Source organism: Acinetobacter sp. SCLZS86, from assembly GCF_021560715.1.
Classification (GTDB): domain Bacteria; phylum Pseudomonadota; class Gammaproteobacteria; order Pseudomonadales; family Moraxellaceae; genus Acinetobacter; species Acinetobacter towneri_A.
In genome coordinates this window covers 2,893,776-2,910,237 of sequence record NZ_CP090864.1, presented here as the reverse complement: position 1 = coordinate 2,910,237, position 16,462 = coordinate 2,893,776, and the positions used below count along the sequence as shown (strand labels likewise).

The 16,462-nt window shown below is 42.6% G+C and carries 16 protein-coding genes and 2 tRNA genes; 9 read left to right on the top strand and 9 right to left on the bottom strand.

Annotation, left to right across the window (positions count from 1 at the left end; all coding sequences use genetic code 11):
* The first annotated feature begins 36 nt into the window (after positions 1 to 36).
* Genes LZP46_RS13965 through LZP46_RS13955 form a run of 3 tightly spaced genes read left to right on the top strand, consistent with a single transcriptional unit; the run spans position 37 to position 2,074 of the window.
* On the top strand, positions 37 to 987 hold the full coding sequence (locus tag LZP46_RS13965) for a homoserine kinase (protein ID WP_236094155.1): 951 nt from the start codon (positions 37 to 39) through the stop codon (positions 985 to 987).
* Positions 988 to 999: 12 nt separating this feature from the next.
* Positions 1,000 to 1,629, top strand: a complete 630-nt coding sequence (locus LZP46_RS13960) for a DUF1294 domain-containing protein (protein WP_236094154.1) — start codon at positions 1,000 to 1,002, stop codon at positions 1,627 to 1,629.
* 40 nt (positions 1,630 to 1,669) lie between these two features.
* Entirely contained in the window at positions 1,670 to 2,074 is a 405-nt protein-coding gene (locus tag LZP46_RS13955; protein ID WP_236094153.1) for a DUF4870 family protein, read from the top strand.
* A 53-nt stretch (positions 2,075 to 2,127) separates the two neighbouring features.
* Here LZP46_RS13955 and LZP46_RS13950 read toward each other — a convergent pair whose 3' ends face one another.
* The 6 genes from LZP46_RS13950 to hisB all read right to left on the bottom strand — a co-directional run bounded on the left by LZP46_RS13950 (position 2,128) and on the right by hisB (position 6,706).
* Positions 2,128 to 3,036, bottom strand: a complete 909-nt coding sequence (locus tag LZP46_RS13950) for a DMT family transporter (RefSeq protein WP_104852667.1) — start codon at positions 3,034 to 3,036, stop codon at positions 2,128 to 2,130.
* A 94-nt stretch (positions 3,037 to 3,130) separates the two neighbouring features.
* Positions 3,131 to 3,862, bottom strand: a complete 732-nt coding sequence (gene hisA, locus LZP46_RS13945; RefSeq protein WP_236094152.1) for a 1-(5-phosphoribosyl)-5-[(5-phosphoribosylamino)methylideneamino]imidazole-4-carboxamide isomerase — start codon at positions 3,860 to 3,862, stop codon at positions 3,131 to 3,133.
* A 67-nt stretch (positions 3,863 to 3,929) separates the two neighbouring features.
* Entirely contained in the window at positions 3,930 to 4,607 is a 678-nt protein-coding gene (locus LZP46_RS13940) for a 3'-5' exonuclease domain-containing protein 2 (protein WP_236094151.1), read from the bottom strand.
* A gap of 169 nt (positions 4,608 to 4,776) precedes the next feature.
* A complete protein-coding gene (locus LZP46_RS13935) occupies positions 4,777 to 5,247 on the bottom strand; it encodes a DUF805 domain-containing protein (protein WP_236094150.1) in 471 nt (156 codons plus the stop codon).
* Between the two features lie 248 nt (positions 5,248 to 5,495).
* Positions 5,496 to 6,113, bottom strand: coding sequence for an imidazole glycerol phosphate synthase subunit HisH (hisH, locus tag LZP46_RS13930; protein WP_236094149.1), 618 nt, complete (start codon positions 6,111 to 6,113; stop codon positions 5,496 to 5,498).
* The gene (gene hisB, locus LZP46_RS13925) at positions 6,113 to 6,706 is read right to left on the bottom strand and encodes an imidazoleglycerol-phosphate dehydratase HisB (RefSeq protein WP_236094148.1); all 594 of its coding nucleotides are present in this window, start codon (positions 6,704 to 6,706) and stop codon (positions 6,113 to 6,115) included. The genes hisH and hisB overlap by 1 nt, the downstream gene beginning before the upstream one ends.
* 97 nt (positions 6,707 to 6,803) lie before the next feature.
* On the opposite strand from hisB, the gene LZP46_RS13920 reads away from it, so the two are divergent.
* The 5 genes from LZP46_RS13920 to LZP46_RS13900 all read left to right on the top strand — a co-directional run bounded on the left by LZP46_RS13920 (position 6,804) and on the right by LZP46_RS13900 (position 9,386).
* The gene (locus LZP46_RS13920; RefSeq protein WP_070153592.1) at positions 6,804 to 7,181 is read left to right on the top strand and encodes a GNAT family N-acetyltransferase; all 378 of its coding nucleotides are present in this window, start codon (positions 6,804 to 6,806) and stop codon (positions 7,179 to 7,181) included.
* Between the two features lie 525 nt (positions 7,182 to 7,706).
* Positions 7,707 to 7,782: transfer RNA gene (locus LZP46_RS13915), tRNA-Phe, on the top strand.
* A gap of 134 nt (positions 7,783 to 7,916) precedes the next feature.
* A tRNA-Phe gene (locus tag LZP46_RS13910) sits at positions 7,917 to 7,992 on the top strand.
* A 165-nt stretch (positions 7,993 to 8,157) separates the two neighbouring features.
* Entirely contained in the window at positions 8,158 to 8,892 is a 735-nt protein-coding gene (locus LZP46_RS13905; RefSeq protein WP_236094147.1) for a class I SAM-dependent methyltransferase, read from the top strand.
* A 98-nt stretch (positions 8,893 to 8,990) separates the two neighbouring features.
* Positions 8,991 to 9,386 carry a hypothetical protein gene (locus LZP46_RS13900; RefSeq protein ID WP_236094146.1) on the top strand — a complete coding sequence of 132 codons (396 nt, stop codon included), beginning with the start codon at positions 8,991 to 8,993 and terminating at the stop codon, positions 9,384 to 9,386.
* Between the two features lie 106 nt (positions 9,387 to 9,492).
* Here LZP46_RS13900 and LZP46_RS13895 read toward each other — a convergent pair whose 3' ends face one another.
* The 3 genes from LZP46_RS13895 to ompR form a co-directional block, all read right to left on the bottom strand.
* On the bottom strand, positions 9,493 to 11,016 hold the full coding sequence (locus LZP46_RS13895) for an acetyl-CoA hydrolase/transferase family protein (protein WP_019838222.1): 1,524 nt from the start codon (positions 11,014 to 11,016) through the stop codon (positions 9,493 to 9,495).
* 308 nt (positions 11,017 to 11,324) lie between these two features.
* Complete coding sequence (locus LZP46_RS13890) at positions 11,325 to 12,785, bottom strand: ATP-binding protein (protein WP_236094145.1); 1,461 nt, start codon at positions 12,783 to 12,785, stop codon at positions 11,325 to 11,327.
* A 170-nt stretch (positions 12,786 to 12,955) separates the two neighbouring features.
* Complete coding sequence (gene ompR / locus LZP46_RS13885; RefSeq protein WP_004974415.1) at positions 12,956 to 13,720, bottom strand: osmolarity response regulator transcription factor OmpR; 765 nt, start codon at positions 13,718 to 13,720, stop codon at positions 12,956 to 12,958.
* A 347-nt stretch (positions 13,721 to 14,067) separates the two neighbouring features.
* On the opposite strand from ompR, the gene LZP46_RS13880 reads away from it, so the two are divergent.
* Entirely contained in the window at positions 14,068 to 16,404 is a 2,337-nt protein-coding gene (locus LZP46_RS13880; RefSeq protein ID WP_236094144.1) for a Tex family protein, read from the top strand.
* Positions 16,405 to 16,462: the final 58 nt, after the last annotated feature.

Below are 16,462 nucleotides of genomic sequence, written 5' to 3'. Positions count from 1 at the left end.
CTATCAAACTTAGCTCAGGTTTTTCGCAGGTTTTCTATGTCGGTTTATACTCCTTTGACTTTAAAGGAAGTTCAGGTTTTTGCAGCAGCCTATGGATTGGAGGTCTTGGCGCTGCTTCCCATTCAAGGCGGGATTCAAAACACCAATTATTTTTTGCGTTGCGACAATCAAAACGAGTACGTGCTGACCATTTTTGAAGAATTAGACCAACAGGCAGCGGCTGAATTAATTCCTGTATTACAGCATTTAGGGCAAACAGGTTTGCCTGTGGCAGTGCCTTTGTCACACTCGGGACAAGCCATTCACCAATTAAAAGAAAAACCTGCACAAATTGCACCGCGTTTAATTGGGCAGCATCCGACACTGGCAACAGTGGCACAAGTGGAAGCGATTGCGATTGCACAAGCTAAAATGCATGTGGCCTTACAAAATTTTCCTTTGCAGCGCGATCATGTGCGCGATCATGCTTATTGGGCAGGAGTTGCACGCCAATTAAAACCAAGTATGCATGTGGCCGATCAAGCCTTATTGTCCAAACTTTTGGGCTTGTATGAGGCCTTGACCGCAGTCTATCCGCAGCGTCCCAAAGGCTTTATCCACTCAGACTTGTTCCGTGACAATACCTTGTTTGCAGACGATCAATTGCAAGGCATTTTAGATTTTTACGAATTAAATCAGGATGAATTGCTGTTTGATATTGCAATTACCCTGAATGATTTTTGTACTGACTTTCCTGAACTGAGTTTAAATGAAAGCAAAGCGATTGCATTTTTAAATGCCTATGAAACGGTGCGCCCTTTAACTCAGGATGAAAAAGCCTGTTTAGAATTATATTTGGCAATGGCGGCAGGACGTTTTTGGTTAATGCGTTTACAGGTGGCAGCTAAAAATGCTGCAGAAGGCCGTACAGGAGCTGATATTTTGCAAAAAAATCCAGATGAAATGCGGAATATGCTGATTGAACGCTTAAAGTTTGTGACGGCTTGAGGGATACAGCAGATGCGTGATCAAGGACGTTTAGTAGAGTGGTTTGATGAGCAGGGTTACGGTTTTATTCAGCCAAATGACCGCCAGAAAGATCGGGTGTTTTTACACATTAAGGATTTTGCTCGTCAGGGGCCACGTCCCATTGTTGGTTGTGCTTTGGAATATACCGTAACGGTAGATGAACGTGGTCGTTATCGAGCGCAGCAAGCCGTTTATTTAAAAGCTACACAGACCAAAGCAGCAAAGGCAGCTGCTATGAGTGCAAAAACATCCAACAGCACACAAAAAATGCAGCCCATGCAAATATTGTGTGTGGCCTATATTGTTGTTTTGGCTTTGTTGACGCTGTTGGGATTGCTCAGTGGGATGTTGTTATTATTCATCAGTTTGATGAATGCTCTGAGTTATTGGCTGTATGCACAAGATAAAGAAGCTGCACAGCGGGGCGGGCGCCGTATTCCTGAAAATAATTTGCATATCGTCGCTTTTTTAGGGGGCTGGCCTGCGGCATGGTTGGCACAACAAAAATTACGCCATAAAACACAAAAACAACCCTTTGGTAAGATTTATTTTTGTACAATAGGCTTAAATATCTTACTGATTTTATGGTTTATTTCTCCGCTGAATCAGCTTAATATCTAATTGGGAATATTGTTCCAGTAACAGGCTTATCAGGTGCATTATGTCAGACGCAGAGCAATCATATTCAGTAGATCAAGACCCACATCGTTTATTGACCATGATTTTATATGTGTTGTATATCGTGGCAATTTTTTCAGCGGGGATATTGGCTGTTATTGCTTTAATCATCAATTATTTAAAACGTAGTGATGTACAAGGTTCAATTTTTGCCAGTCATTTTACTTGGCAAATTCGCAGCTTCTGGTGGTATCTGTTTTGGAATATTGTGGCCTTTGTGCCGTTCTTTTTGGTGTTCTTTAGTCCAGATGCGCAAAGCTTTGCCAGTATGACTTTGGCTGCGACACTTTTCTGTATCGCAGTGGTTGCTATTTCGTGGTTATGGATTGTTTACCGTGCTATACGCGGTTTAATTCGCGTGAATGATAATTTACCGATGTATCATTAAATTCACGTTCGTTCGTCTTTTAAGATGTTTTGAGCATCTCGCCTAGATGCTGTTCATTCAACTTTTTGGGATGATGTGTTTCGTTTTAAAAATTTTGGTCGCCATTCGCTGACCAGCACGCCTAAAACCACCAGTAGTCCACCGAACAACGCCAGAACTGCCAAGCGCTCGCCTGCCAAACGTCCAATCAATGCGGCCCAAACAGGCTCACCTGCATAAATAATAGCAGCTTGCGCAGGGTCTACTTGTCGTTGCGCCCAGTTCATCACCAATTGAATCACGGCACTGGCAATGCCTAAGCCGAGCAAAACAGCAAGGAGTGACCACTGAAATTCGGGCAATTGAGTTTCTCCAACCCATGGTGCAATCGCAAAACACAATAACGATGCACAACCCAGTTGGATGAGGGTAACGCGCTTTAAATTGACCCGATTGGCAAAATAGCTAATTAAAATAATTTCAAAGGCAATCGCAATTGAACCGATTAAAGTAATGGCTTGTCCAAAACTTAACTGAATTGCGCCTAAGCCATTGCCTGTTAAAAAGACCAAGCCTACAAATGCCAAAATAGCACCCAACCAAGTCATGACATGCGGACGTTGATCAAAGCATAACCACAGCAATAGCGGTACAAGCGGGACATACAGCGCCGTTAAAAAGGCCGATTCGCTACTGCTGATACTTTGTAAGCCAATGGTTTGAGTGACATAACCTAGCGCAATGACTGCGCCTATGGCAAAGCCTGCATAGAGTTCATCGATGCTAAAACCACGTAAGCTTCGCCATGAAATCAGCCCCACGGCCAACGTGGCTGCGGCAAAACGTAAGCCTACAAACAGTACTGGACTGCTGAAGTTCAAACCGTATTGCACGGTAATGAAGGTTGCACCCCAAATTAAGGTAATCAAAATGAGCGCCAGTTGCGGGGCTTTGCTGCGAAGCATTGGTGAAAGCTGAGACATAGAACCAGTGGGAGATGAAGAAAACTCAAAATGAGTAAAATAAAATCAAAATAAAAAAGAGGTCCGCAGACCTCTTTAAAAATACGCGGCAGAATTACAAAGATTGCTCATCTAAAAGCAACTGTGCCTGACGCAGGCTTAACGTGCCTTCGTAAATTGCACGACCTGTAATCGCACCTAAAATGCCAGGCTGACCTTTTAGATTGCGTACGTCATCTAAATTGGTTACACCGCCAGAAGCAATCACTGGTAAGCCTGAATATTGTGCCAAGTTCACGGTTTGTTCTACGTTCACACCTTGCATCATGCCATCACGGGCAATATCGGTATAAACAATGCTAGATACACCTGCATCGGCAAAACGCTTGGCTAAATCTGTTGCTTTCACGTCTGTAACGTTGGCCCAGCCATCGGTTGCCACCATGCCATTCATGGCGTCAATTCCGACAATAATGTGTCCTGCAAATTTCTTGCATGCTTCTTCTACAAAAGCAGGCTCTTGCACGGCTTTAGTGCCAATAATCACGAAAGACACGCCAGCATCTAAATAGTGTTCAATGGTTTCGAGTGAACGAATACCACCACCAATTTGAATTGGAAGCTCAGGTTGTGATTTTGCAATGGCTTCGACCACAGGTTTATGAATTGGCGTACCTGCGAAAGCGCCGTTTAAATCGACTAAATGCAAGCGACGCGCGCCTTCATTTACCCAGTGCTGTGCAGTCGCCACTGGATCGTCAGAAAATACAGTATCATCTTCCATACGACCTTGTTTTAAACGAACACACTTGCCATCTTTCAGGTCAATTGCAGGGATGATCAGCATGCTTTCGCTCCTTGCCAAAAACTTATTGAATTCAATCTGTGCATCTTAACAAAGTATTGTTAAATCTCTAAGCATCTGTTGCAGGTTTTGTTTTAGAGGGACGAATCCGCAATTTGAGTGAGCTGTTTGGGATATGCTCGGGCAATAAACCTAAACGCCCTAATTCTTCAAATACCAATACAGGTGCGTAGGCATCGGCTGCGGCATAGGCAATTTGCGCTTCACTAAGCTGATTGCATGCCCAGTTTGAGGTGCTGATACTTCGGCTTTTAGGGAAATGAACGTGAAATAATAATGCCATGGCATTTTTGAGCCCAAGCGGACTTTTAAAGCCAAAGCTACCAAAACACTTGGATAATTCAATCACGCTATTCAACTGCATGCCTTTTTTACGAAATAAATGAGCATCATTTTTAAGCCCAAAACCGACTTTAATTTGATCGCGATTGGCAAAAACTGGCTGCAAAAATTGCCAAATGTCATCATTGAGCTGAAATAGATAGGCTTTTTCTAAGGTTGCGAGCTGAATTAAATGCGGGCCTGTAGAAACTTCGCCTACATTAAACGTGGGTTTAGATTCAGAATCGAAACCCAAGACAGCTGCGGTTTTCAGTTCAGCTTCAATTGCTAGACATTGCTCTAGATTTTGAATCAGTACAATATTTTGACGCGCAATATTTTCAAACAGTGGCAATTGCCGAATTTCATCAGGGCTTGGCAGGGTGCGCAAACGAGTGAGATCCATAATATTCAAAGCGGTAAAGAAGCCGTTTTAGCCTAAAGCGTTTTGCAGAATTTGGCAAAGTTTAAACGATTGAAAATACTGTGCAAGGCAGAGATTGATGTGAATATCCTGAAAAAATAGCCCAACAGATGGGCTATTTTGAAAGATCAACCAAGCGGAATATTTTTGCTTAGAGGGTGCTGAATATGCCTGCCGAGAAGCTGCCAATAATCGCCAAAATCATCAGCACAATGAAAATCCAAGCCAGTACTTTTTCCCAACCTGCGGTTGGACGTGGCGCACCATAGCTATTCTGACGGTCATCGCCCGGGGCAAATACCAGATATAAACCCAGAATAATGTTGACCACAGGTACTAAAATTAGCAAAGACAACCAACCCGTATGATTGCGGTCATGCAAGCGGCGGATGGTAAAAATAAAGCTAAAGTAGAATGCAACGATATAAATAATCACGAGTAAGATCATGCTAATGCCCATAGAACCAGAGCCGAGCTCTAGCAATAAATTGGGTGCAACAACGGCAATAATTGCAATCAGTACTGCAAGCCCCAAGCTGAGCAAACAGTTCCAAGCTAAAAATGATAATCGACCAAAACGCCCCGCTGCACTCAGTGCAGAATCTTCTACATATTGACTCATTGTTGTAATTCCTAGATTTTTTGAATTTTCTGTCGCATACCGTATATTTGCTCAAAAATCTTGTGAGATATCTCTCTCACATCGCAAACATAGACCAATTATCGACAGACCCTCAGTTTATTTTGAATAAAAGGTATAAAAAACGCTTTAATTTTAAACACAAATCAATGTGCAATAAAAGTGAAAAACATTCACGCAAAAATAAAGCCGAGATTCACTCGGCTTTATTGATTGAAGCATCCTGAATATTAGATATTCCATTCCACAAAGTTTTTTAGTAACTGCAAACCAACAGTGTGACTTTTTTCTGGGTGAAACTGCGTTGCAAACAAGTTGCCTTGATGCAGTGCAGTACAGAAGGTTAGACCGTAATCACAGGTCGCGGCCACAATTTTTTCATCTTGCGGTTCAACATAGAAACTGTGCACGAAGTAGAAACGCGCGTCTTGTTCAATGTTGTTCCACATTGGGTGGCTTGGGTCATGTTGATGTACCTGATTCCAACCCATGTGCGGTACTTTTAAACCTGCTACTTCTGGAAAGCGTTTAACCGTACCTGCAAAAATACCCAGTGCATCTGCACCGCCATTTTCTTCAGAACGCTGCATCAGCGCCTGCATGCCCACACAAATAGCGAGTACAGGCTTGTTAAAGACTGCGTTGCGTACCACGTGATCAATTCCTGCTTCATGCATGCCCTGCATACAGTCACGCATGGCACCCACGCCAGGAAAGACGATTTTATCGGCTTGAGCAATCAGTTTTGGATCATTGGTGACATCCACCGTGGCACCCACATGCTCTAAAGCTTTGGCTGCCGAGTGTAAATTTCCCATGCCATAGTCAAGAAGGGCAATTCGGGTCATTAGAGTGTCCCTTTGGTCGATGCCACAGTATTTTCAGCACGTGGGTCTACTTCACATGCCATGCGTAAAGCACGTGCAAATGCTTTAAATACGCTTTCAATTTGGTGGTGGCTGTTTTTACCTTTAAGGTTGTCAATGTGCAGCGTCATTAACGCGTGGTTGACAAAGCCTTGGAAGAATTCTGAAAATAAATCCACATCAAAAGTACCAATGCGCGCGCGGGTAAAAGGAATATCCATAAACAAACCTGGACGGCCTGATAAATCCACAATCACACGGCTTAAAGATTCATCGAGCGGTGCATAAAAGTGACCGTAGCGTTTTAAACCTTTTTTATCACCCAATGCTTGAGCAAAAGCTTGTCCAAGCGTGATCCCGCAGTCTTCTACGGTGTGGTGATCATCAATTTCCAGGTCGCCATCACAATGAATATCAATATCAAACAAACCATGTCGCTTGATTTGATCAATCATATGGTCTAAAAATGGAACTCCAGTGTTGAGTGTGCCTTGACCCGTACCGTCCAGATTCACACGAACTCGAATTTTAGTTTCGTTGGTATTCCTCACCACTTCACTGATACGTTGGGTCATAGACACGTTCCTCAAAAAAACGTCAAAAATGATTGATGTAAAATGTTTTCGCTGTGACGAAGTCTCAGCATATTAGATTGCTCAGGAGGGTTAATCAATGCCTATTACCGTACATGCCTATACTTCACTGGAAAATACCGAAGTGCGCAGCCAGCTTGAGCGACTGTATGATACCAGCCCTGAATTTGGCGATGGGCAAGATGCGGTAAGCCAACTTGAGCAGAACTTGGCTCAGTATACCCTACTTTACACGGCAGAATTTAATACTAAAGTGATTGGTGCGATTTGGTGTACAGGCCAAAATGATCATCGCACGCTTGAATATATTGTGGTGCATCCTGCAAACCGAGGTCGAGGTGTGGCAGATCGCTTGGTAAGTGAAGTGTGCCGTATGGAAGAAGCCAAAGGTGTTCAGCATTTTCAGCCAGGCTGTGGTGCGATTCATCGTTGTTTAGCACATTTGGGTAAATTGTGAGTTTTTAAAAAGCTGACGTTGTGTCTGTCTTTTCAGTTTATCCGTATAGGTCAAAATTAAATTAGTATCGAAAATCCCTTCTCTTGCGCCATATATGGCTCAGGGATGAGGAATATCTTCCGTAAGAGGATGATGGGGGATTGAAGTATGGTTTTAATCGGATTTGTGAAAGAAGTTTATCTAAATCCTATATTGTTTTTTGTGCTTGCACAGCCACAATTTTTAGCTAAGGTTTAAATAGCTTTGCGTAGGCATCTTCCTACTTTGGCAAGACCCAAAGTAGGCAAAAGTCTTTTGTTACCCATACACGACATCCTTGTCGTGATGGGTAACGTGGGGCATCCGTGCCCCACATTCGCGTATCGGAAGTTTGTCAAAATTTAATTGGAAAAGAACTAATTTTTAAATTTTTGGGTGATATTTCAGCAGAAATAGAATGAGGTTGCTGTAAAAGTAAACATTTACACTGAAAAGCGTAAAAGACTATTGACGACTTACAGATGAAACTGTTTAATACGCGTCATTGGCGTGATAGCTCAGTCGGTAGAGCAACGGATTGAAAATCCGTGTGTCCCCAGTTCGATCCTGGGTCTCGCCACCATATTCTAAACGGTTAAACGTTTTCAATCCCTGATCCCATCAGGGATTTTTTTTGCCTAAAGTTTATGCGATCAAATAAAAAAGTGATGATTTTTATTGACTATTCAGCCGAGATACGGCTTAATACAGGGCATTGGCGTGATAGCTCAGTCGGTAGAGCAACGGATTGAAAATCCGTGTGTCCCCAGTTCGATCCTGGGTCTCGCCACCATATTCAAAAGCCTCAAACACTGTTTGAGGCTTTTTTATGCTCCAAATTTTTTATGTCTAAAATAAAATCTTGTACTCAAAGCCGCTTTGCATCTTCATCTAAAGTCCACAATACGTATTAAACAAGCTGAATTAAAATCAAGCGATCATGGTCAGGGAATGCAGCATGAAAGATTTGTTTTCGCGGGGTAGCGATTTATATCGTCAGGCACGTCCGCAATATTCCACTGCAATTGTCGATACGATTTTACAACATGTACCCGAGCGCGGTTTGGCATGGGACTGCGGTGCAGGTTCAGGGCAGTTTACCCAGTTATTAGCACCACATTTTCAACAGATTTTAGCCACAGATTTAAGTCGGGCACAGTTGGATCAAGCACCACACTGGGCGAATGTGCGTTATCGCGCTTGTTTGGCGCAAGACAGTGGATTGGCAGATGCAAGTGTGGATTTGATTACCGTTGCGCAAGCGATTCACTGGTTTGATTTTGAAGCCTTTTACGCCGAAGTGCATCGGGTGTTAAAACCGCGTGGAGTATTCGCTGCGGTGGGCTATGGGCTGATTCAAGTTGTAGACCCTGGGGTGAATGCAGCAATTCAACGCTTGTATTTTCAGACCTTAAAAGGTTATTGGGATGCTGAGCGCCGTTATATTGATGATTTATATCGCACGATTCCTTTTCCATTCCAAGAAATAGTGACACCCGAACTTTGCCTGAAATATTGTTGGTCGGCAGCTCAGTTGTTGGATTATTTAAATACTTGGTCGGGGCTGCAGCATTATTTAAAGCAGCATACAGAGACGCCTTTGCTTGAATTACAACAATTGTTGCAGCAGCAATCTGCTCAAGGTTTGGAAATTCAGTTTCCAGTTTTGCTGCGTTTAGGTTGCTTGGTATAAAAAGTCAATGTATTGAGTGATTTTTGAACTTAAAATATAAGTTGGTGAAAAAAGGATGTTTCTCCACAGGTGTAATTTACCTATGTGCGAGGTGTCCAATGTTAAAATTTTCTCTCCCTATTTTATTCAGCCTTGTGCTGAGTCTTCCTGTGACTGCTTTTGCCAATCTTGATCAGCCTTTACAGGCCTTAGATGACCGTGCATTAAGTGCTGAATATGGGCAATCCAACACCTTGAATTTGGTGCAAGATCAATACCGTTTTACTGCACAAGATGTGGTGAATCAGGTTCGAGCTGAACAAAACCTAGACTTAGCAAGCAAATTTGCAACTTTGGGTTCTCGTTTTTATATTAATCCGCAAGGTCAAACCGTGCTGCAAATTCAACGTGATGTGGTGTCTTTAGGTGTGATTGAAACCACACTCAGTGTGGATGGTTTACGCCAGTTAGGACAGCATTTTATAGATGAATTTAAAGCTTTGGCATTTGAGTAAAATGGAGTGAGTTGTCGCAAATGACGTTGTGGCCATCTAAAACATAAAAACTTAAGACATAAAAAAACGCCCTGAAAAATCAGGGCGTTTTTTTATTGCACATGAATTACGCTGGTTGCGCAGATTCTTGTTGTGCAGGAGTCAACATGTGACCGTGTTCTTCAAAGTTTGCATGCCAAGACAATGCTTCACGAAGTAGGTGAGGAGTGTGACCACCTTTTGCACATGCACGCTCGAAGTAATCGTTCAAGGCATTGCGGTACATTGGGTGTACACAGTTGTCGATAATCGCACGAGCGCGTTCACGTGGTGCAAGACCGCGTAAATCTGCTAAACCTTGCTCAGTAACTAAAATGTCAACGTCGTGTTCGTTGTGGTCTACGTGCGCAGCCATTGGAACGATAGATGAAATGTCACCGCCTTTCGCAATTGATTTAGTTACGAAAATAGCCAAGTGTGCGTTACGTGCGAAGTCACCTGAACCACCAATACCGTTCATCATTTTGGTACCACATACGTGAGTTGAGTTCACGTTACCGTAAATATCAAACTCAAGTGCAGTATTAATGCCAATGATGCCTAAACGACGGACTAATTCAGGGAAGTTAGAAATTTCTTGTGGACGTAAAATGAATTTGTCTTTGTAGTGTGCAAGATTGCCAAATACGCGATCGCCACATTTTTCAGACAAGGTCATTGAACAGCCAGAAGCGAACTTCATTTTGCCTGCATCAATCAATTCAAATGTACAGTCTTGGAGGACCTCTGAGTACATCACCAAGTCTTCAAAGTTAGAGTGTTTGAAGCCTGTTAATACAGCGTTTGCAATTGAACCGATACCTGCTTGTAATGGCGCTAGGTTTTTCGGTAAACGACCTTGTGCAACTTCATTTTCAAAGAATGCAATCAAGTGATCTGCAATTGCTTGAGTTTCGTCATCTGGATCGGTCACGTTAGATGGAGAGTCAAGCAAGGTATCGTTAAATACAATCCCCACAACTTTTGCAGGGTCTAACTGAATACCTTTGGTTCCAATACGTTGGTCAACGTGAGTTAATGGTACTGGACCACGTGTTGGACGCGCTTCAGGAATATAAATATCGTGTAGACCTTCAAATTCTGTGCTTACAGTCGTGTTGATTTCGATAATGACTTTATCTGCATATTCAACAAAGCTTGCAGAGTTACCTACAGAAGTTGTTGGAATGATTAAGCTGTCTTCAGTAATCGCTACTGCTTCAACAATCGCGATGTCTGGGCGTTTAAGCGTATTGTTACGCATTTGCTCAACGGTTTCAGACAAGTGCTGGTCAATGAACATCACTTGACCTTGGTTAATTGCTTTACGCAACGTGTTGTCTACTTGGAACGGCATACGACGAGCCAAAACACCTGCTTCTGTCAATTGCTTGTCTAAATCGTTACCAAGACTTGCACCCGTAATTAAGTCAATTTTTAAAGGATTGGTTTTAGCGCGTGCCACCAATGCAAGTGGAACAGCTTTTGCTTCACCCGCACGAGTAAAGCCACTCATACCTACGGTCATACCATCTTGAACGAATTCAGCAGCTTGTTCTGCGCTGATTACTTTGTCGTGGAGGGAGGCTAAACGGATGCGATCTAAAGACATGGCGAACTCTCATAAAATACTTGACTGATACCGATTGTACCGATCAAAAAAAGTATTTTGCATAGGTATTAGGCTAAGGTCTAATTTTCTGCCTAAATGGTGGTATAAAAATATAAAATAATACATAAATAATTGAATTTAATTGTTTATTTATATATCAAAAGGTAAATATTACAATTTGTTTGATATATTTTTATACAATTTTGATATGCGCCATCTTAATTTTTTACTTTGATCGTCCATCCGATTTGCTGTTGGTCTGAAATTGGTGTAAAGCAAGCTAGATGGAGATCAAAAGCGTCAGCCGTTTAGAAATGTTCGCTCAAACTTTGTTTGATTTTTTCTAGTGTGCCAATATTACTTTTTTCTTCCACAATTTCAGCTTGTAATGGCAGGGTAATAATGGCTTCTAGCCCCCCGTGTTCACGATTTTGAATGGTCAACTCGCCTTGATGAATATCGACAATACGTTTTACAATTGCCAAGCCTAAGCCACTGCCTTGTACGGTGCGGGCTTCATTGCCGCGTACAAACGGCTGCATTAAATCGGCAATCTGGTCTTCAGGAATTCCTGTACCATTGTCAGCCACGCTAATCCGAATCTGATCCTCCAGCACTGCTGCAGACAACTCAATCGGCTCTGCACCATAGCGTTTAGAGTTGTTAATCAAGTTGCCAATCAGACGTTTCAGCGACAAACTACGCGCCTGAATTAAAGGTAATTCTTGTGCGTTAAAGCGAATATCCAACGGTTTAAATTGAATAATCAATTCCTGCAGCAAAACATTTAAATCGGTTTCTTGTAATTCTTCATCAGAACCATCACGCATATAAGAAATGAATTGATTCAAAATCGCATCCATATCTTCTACATCGTAAATTAAGCCTTCTTTTAAAAAATCATCATCAGGCATCATTTCGGCACTTAAACGAATCCGTGTCAGTGGCGTACGCAGGTCGTGTGAAATACCTGCCAACATGATACGACGGTCACGTTCAGTCTGTTCCAAGGTATAAATCATGTGGTTAAAGGCTTGGTTGACCTCACGAATTTCCTGCGGGCCGTGATTGGTTTCCAAATAAGGGGCTTTACCTGTTTTACTGTAGCTGTTGGCAGCATTTTGCAGACGACGCAAAGGACGGTTCAACTGACGTACTAGAGTTAAAATAATGGCTGCAGCCAAAAGTGGAATCCCCAAAAGCCAGCCAAACACCAATTCAGGGCTGTAGTTAGCATAAGTTTTGAGGGGTTCACGTACCCAGTTGCCATTCATTTCTGGGGTTTGAATCCAAATGCGCGGGCTTGGTTTGAACTGGAAATAAACTGTGACATCCTGCATTTTTAACTCAGTTGCCAGTTTCTTTTCAATTTGTCGGGTAAAAAATTCGGCAATGACTTTTTCCCGTACATTGGGAAACTCACGTGGATCGGTCACATATTCAATGCCGACCCGATTTTTAAGCCATGCATCGACATCGACTTCGGCTTCATTGTGAAAAATGCGCAAATCTGGATTGTTTAAAATTTCCAGTTCAACCGCTAAATAGCGGGCGTGCTGTTGAATTTCAGGTAAATACAAGGTGCGCCAAAAGAACCACAACGACATAAACAAGCTAAACAGCACTACAAACACCACCAGTACCGTGGTACGCATGGCTGCAGAGCGTGGTTTGATTTTGTCTAAAAAACGTTCCCAGCGGGTACGTTTCTTTTCAGAATACGCCACATAGTCGGTAAATTCTTGTGGGTCGATGGGTTCGGGTTTCACATCTTGTCCTGTGGCAGAGGTTGTAAAGCGAATTTGGTGAGTGAAATTTTATGATAAATATACTTGTTATTAGAATGTGTGTTCTTTAAATCTAGCACAATGATCGGTGTGCGCATAAATGTTGATCATTGCATGAAGATGTGAGGCTTAAGCCTCACATCATTTTCAACTTATTCCGCGCCATCTGGAACAAATACATAACCTACACCCCAAACCGTTTGAATATAACGCGCACGAGCAGGATTTTCTTCAATTAAACGACGTAAACGTGACACCTGAACATCAATCGAACGCTCCATCGCACCCCATTCACGACCACGTGCTAAATTCATTAACTTGTCACGGGTTAAAGGCTCACGAGGATGTTGTACCAACGCTTTGAGTACTGCAAATTCACCTGTAGTTAGGGTCACGACCTGACCTTCACGGGTTAAAGTGCGGGTCGATAAATCGAGTGACCATGGGCCAAACCCGACCACTTCCATTTGCTGACTTGGTGCGCCCGGTACTTCTCGCACTTGACGACGTAATACGGCACGAATACGTGCTAACAGCTCGTTTGGATTAAATGGTTTTGGCAAATAATCATCTGCACCTGCCTCAAGTCCTGCAATACGGTCAGAGTCACTACCGCGAGCCGTGAGCATAATAATTGGCGTGTCGATGTTAGATTGACGTAAACGACGGCAAATACTTAAACCATCTTCTACAGGCAGCATAAAATCAAGCACGATTAAAGAGAACAGTTCACGTTGTAACAAACGATCCATTTGCGTTGCATCGTGGGCAGTTTTAACCACAAAGCCCTTATCTTCCAAGAAACGTTGTAACAGGGTACGTAAACGCACATCATCATCCACAACGAGAATGCGTTCAACGCGGTCAGTTTCGCTGTGTACGGTATCTGTTTTTTCAGCAGGTACAACTAAACTCATGATGTGCTCCTTTATTCTTTATTGTCGTCGTAAACAAAAAGTTGAGTTGGCTTTGAGTATACGATTCATTGGTATCTTTTGCATATGTTCTAAAGCAACAAATATTGCAGATAAAATCAAGACATAGATACCAAATATATACAGCATTCCCATGCGAAAAACTGACATATTTGCCCGTTTAAGTCTAACATCAGCCTGAATTTTATTTAGATTTATAAAATTTTGCCGAATTGGCAAAAATCGCCAAATCACCACCATTTATAAAATTCATAAAACAATTGTGGATTTTATAGTCTTGGTCTTTATAATCATGGCTTTTAGTACTTATCCTTGTAGGATCACACACGATGACTGACTTAGTTCAGCAGTTAGCAAAAGAACTTGCCGTACGACCAAATCAAGTAGAAGCTGCCATCAAACTTATTGATGAAGGTGCTAGCGTTCCATTTATTGCACGTTACCGTAAAGAAGTGACGCAAGGTTTAGATGACACGCAGCTACGTCAGCTCGATACACGTTTATCGTATTTACGTGATTTATATGAGCGTCGCGAAAAAGTAATAGAATCACTCAAAGAACAAGATAAATTATCTGATGATTTATTGGCACGGGTAAACGCTGCTGAAACCAAAAATGCCTTAGAAGAAATTTATGCACCTTACCGTCCTAAACGTACCAGTAAATCGTTTAAAGCCAAAGAAGCAGGTTTAGGCCCAATTGCAGCGCAAATATTTGCAGAACAAGTCGAGCCAAGTGAAGCTTTAGCAGGCTTTAGTCATGCAGAATATCCAGATGTAGACAGTCAGTTAGATGCTGTACAGCACATTCTGATTGATGAATGGGCACAAAATATTGCCTTAACGACAGAATTAAAAGAAATTTTTGCCAAAACAGCGGCATTAAAAAGCTTGGTTGCTTCTGAAGAAAAAAAAGAAGTGGGCAAAAAATTCCGTGATTACTTCGATTTTTCAGAAAACCTGAACAAAGTGCCGTCACATCGTTTATTGGCGATGTTGCGTGGTCGCCAAGAAAACGTCTTGGGCTTAAAAGTTGATGGTGAAGATAGTGCACCTTTGGCACGTATTGAAACTGAATACAATTTAGATCAGATTCAGCCGCAAGCACGTCAGGACTTTTTAAAGCAAACTGCAAAATTGTTCTGGTTGGGCAAAGTGCGTCCACAAATCGAACATTCATTATTGACTGAAAAACGTTTGGCTGCTGAAGCCGAAGCGATGGATGTCTTTGCAGAAAACTTGCGTCATTTATTGCTTTCTGCACCTGCAGGCGCACGTTGTACGCTGGGTGTAGACCCTGGTATCCGTACAGGTGTCAAATTGGCTGTGGTGAACCAATCTGGTGATGTAGTTGCACATAGCACGGTGTATCCATTTGCACCTAAAGAAGACAAAGCAGGCGCGATTGAAGAACTTGCACGTTTATGCCGTGAGCACCATGTTGATTTAATTGCGATTGGTAACGGGACTGCAAGCCGTGAAACTGAAGCGGTGGTGGCAGAAATGATGGCTGCACACAGCGACTTAAAATTGACGCGTGTATCTGTATCTGAAGCGGGTGCATCTGTGTACTCAGCTTCAGAGTTGGCATCGCAAGAATTGCCAGAGCTAGATGTGTCGATTCGTGGTGCAGTGTCTATTGCCCGTCGTTTACAAGACCCATTGGCAGAATTGGTAAAAATTGATCCAAAATCAATTGGTGTGGGTCAGTATCAACATGATGTGAATCAGGCAGGTTTGGCAAAAACCTTAGAAGCCGTGGTTGAAGACTGTGTGAACTCGGTAGGTGTTGATGTCAATACGGCATCTTCAGCAATATTGGGTTATATCGCAGGTCTGAATAAATCAATTGCACAGCAAATTGTAGATTACCGTAAAGAACATGGTCGTTTTGATAACCGCCAAGCCTTGAAAAACGTACCACGTTTAGGCGAGCGTACTTTTGAACAAGCCGCAGGTTTCTTGCGTATTCAAGCAGGTTCTGAGCCTTTAGATGCTTCTGCAGTGCACCCTGAATCTTATGGTTTGGTAGAAAAAATTGTGGCTGCTAAAGCGACCACGGTCAAAGACATCATTGGCAATACCGAAATTATCCGTTCAGTGAATGCTGAAGAATTTGTGGATGATCAAGTCGGCTTACCTACCATTCAAGATGTTTTATCTGAATTGGAAAAACCAGGTCGTGACCCACGCCCTGAATTCCGCACGGCTAAGTTCCGTGAAGATATTACTGAAGTGGCACAGTTGACTGAAGGCATGCAGCTTGAAGGTGTGGTGACCAATGTGACGAACTTTGGTGCTTTCGTAGATGTTGGCGTGCATCAGGATGGTTTGGTGCATATTTCTGAGTTGGCCAATGAGTTTGTGGCTGACCCACATAAAGTGGTGAAACCAGGTCAAATCGTGCAAGTGCGTGTGTTACAGGTTGATGTAGAACGTAACCGCGTGAATTTATCGATGCGTCCTGAAGGTTCGGCTGCACCTGCAAAAGCGGCGCGTGCGCCACGTCGTGATCAAGAGCAACGTACAGAGCGTAAGCCACAGGCGAAACGTCCTCAGACTGAGCGTCCACAAGCGAAAAAACCGCAAGCTGCTAAACCGCAAGAAAATAAAATTGGTGGTTTAGGCGCATTGTTGTTACAAGCAGGGATTAAAGGTTCGAAGTAATTTTGAATTACGCAAACAAAAAGCTCCCGAAATTCAGGAGCTTTTTGTTTTGCAGGAA

What these genes read in the sequence shown, in the direction of transcription:
- LZP46_RS13965 (WP_236094155.1), top strand. Translation starts at nt 37, where the DNA reads ATGTCGGTTTATACTCCTTTGACTTTAAAGGAAGTTCAGGTTTTTGCA.
- LZP46_RS13960 (WP_236094154.1), top strand. Translation starts at nt 1,000, where the DNA reads ATGCGTGATCAAGGACGTTTAGTAGAGTGGTTTGATGAGCAGGGTTAC.
- LZP46_RS13955 (WP_236094153.1), top strand. Translation starts at nt 1,670, where the DNA reads ATGTCAGACGCAGAGCAATCATATTCAGTAGATCAAGACCCACATCGT.
- LZP46_RS13950 (WP_104852667.1), bottom strand. Translation starts at nt 3,036, where the DNA reads ATGTCTCAGCTTTCACCAATGCTTCGCAGCAAAGCCCCGCAACTGGCG.
- hisA (WP_236094152.1), bottom strand. Translation starts at nt 3,862, where the DNA reads ATGCTGATCATCCCTGCAATTGACCTGAAAGATGGCAAGTGTGTTCGT.
- LZP46_RS13940 (WP_236094151.1), bottom strand. Translation starts at nt 4,607, where the DNA reads ATGGATCTCACTCGTTTGCGCACCCTGCCAAGCCCTGATGAAATTCGG.
- LZP46_RS13935 (WP_236094150.1), bottom strand. Translation starts at nt 5,247, where the DNA reads ATGAGTCAATATGTAGAAGATTCTGCACTGAGTGCAGCGGGGCGTTTT.
- hisH (WP_236094149.1), bottom strand. Translation starts at nt 6,113, where the DNA reads ATGACCCGAATTGCCCTTCTTGACTATGGCATGGGAAATTTACACTCG.
- hisB (WP_236094148.1), bottom strand. Translation starts at nt 6,706, where the DNA reads ATGACCCAACGTATCAGTGAAGTGGTGAGGAATACCAACGAAACTAAA.
- LZP46_RS13920 (WP_070153592.1), top strand. Translation starts at nt 6,804, where the DNA reads ATGCCTATTACCGTACATGCCTATACTTCACTGGAAAATACCGAAGTG.
- LZP46_RS13905 (WP_236094147.1), top strand. Translation starts at nt 8,158, where the DNA reads ATGAAAGATTTGTTTTCGCGGGGTAGCGATTTATATCGTCAGGCACGT.
- LZP46_RS13900 (WP_236094146.1), top strand. Translation starts at nt 8,991, where the DNA reads ATGTTAAAATTTTCTCTCCCTATTTTATTCAGCCTTGTGCTGAGTCTT.
- LZP46_RS13895 (WP_019838222.1), bottom strand. Translation starts at nt 11,016, where the DNA reads ATGTCTTTAGATCGCATCCGTTTAGCCTCCCTCCACGACAAAGTAATC.
- ompR (WP_004974415.1), bottom strand. Translation starts at nt 13,720, where the DNA reads ATGAGTTTAGTTGTACCTGCTGAAAAAACAGATACCGTACACAGCGAA.
- LZP46_RS13880 (WP_236094144.1), top strand. Translation starts at nt 14,068, where the DNA reads ATGACTGACTTAGTTCAGCAGTTAGCAAAAGAACTTGCCGTACGACCA.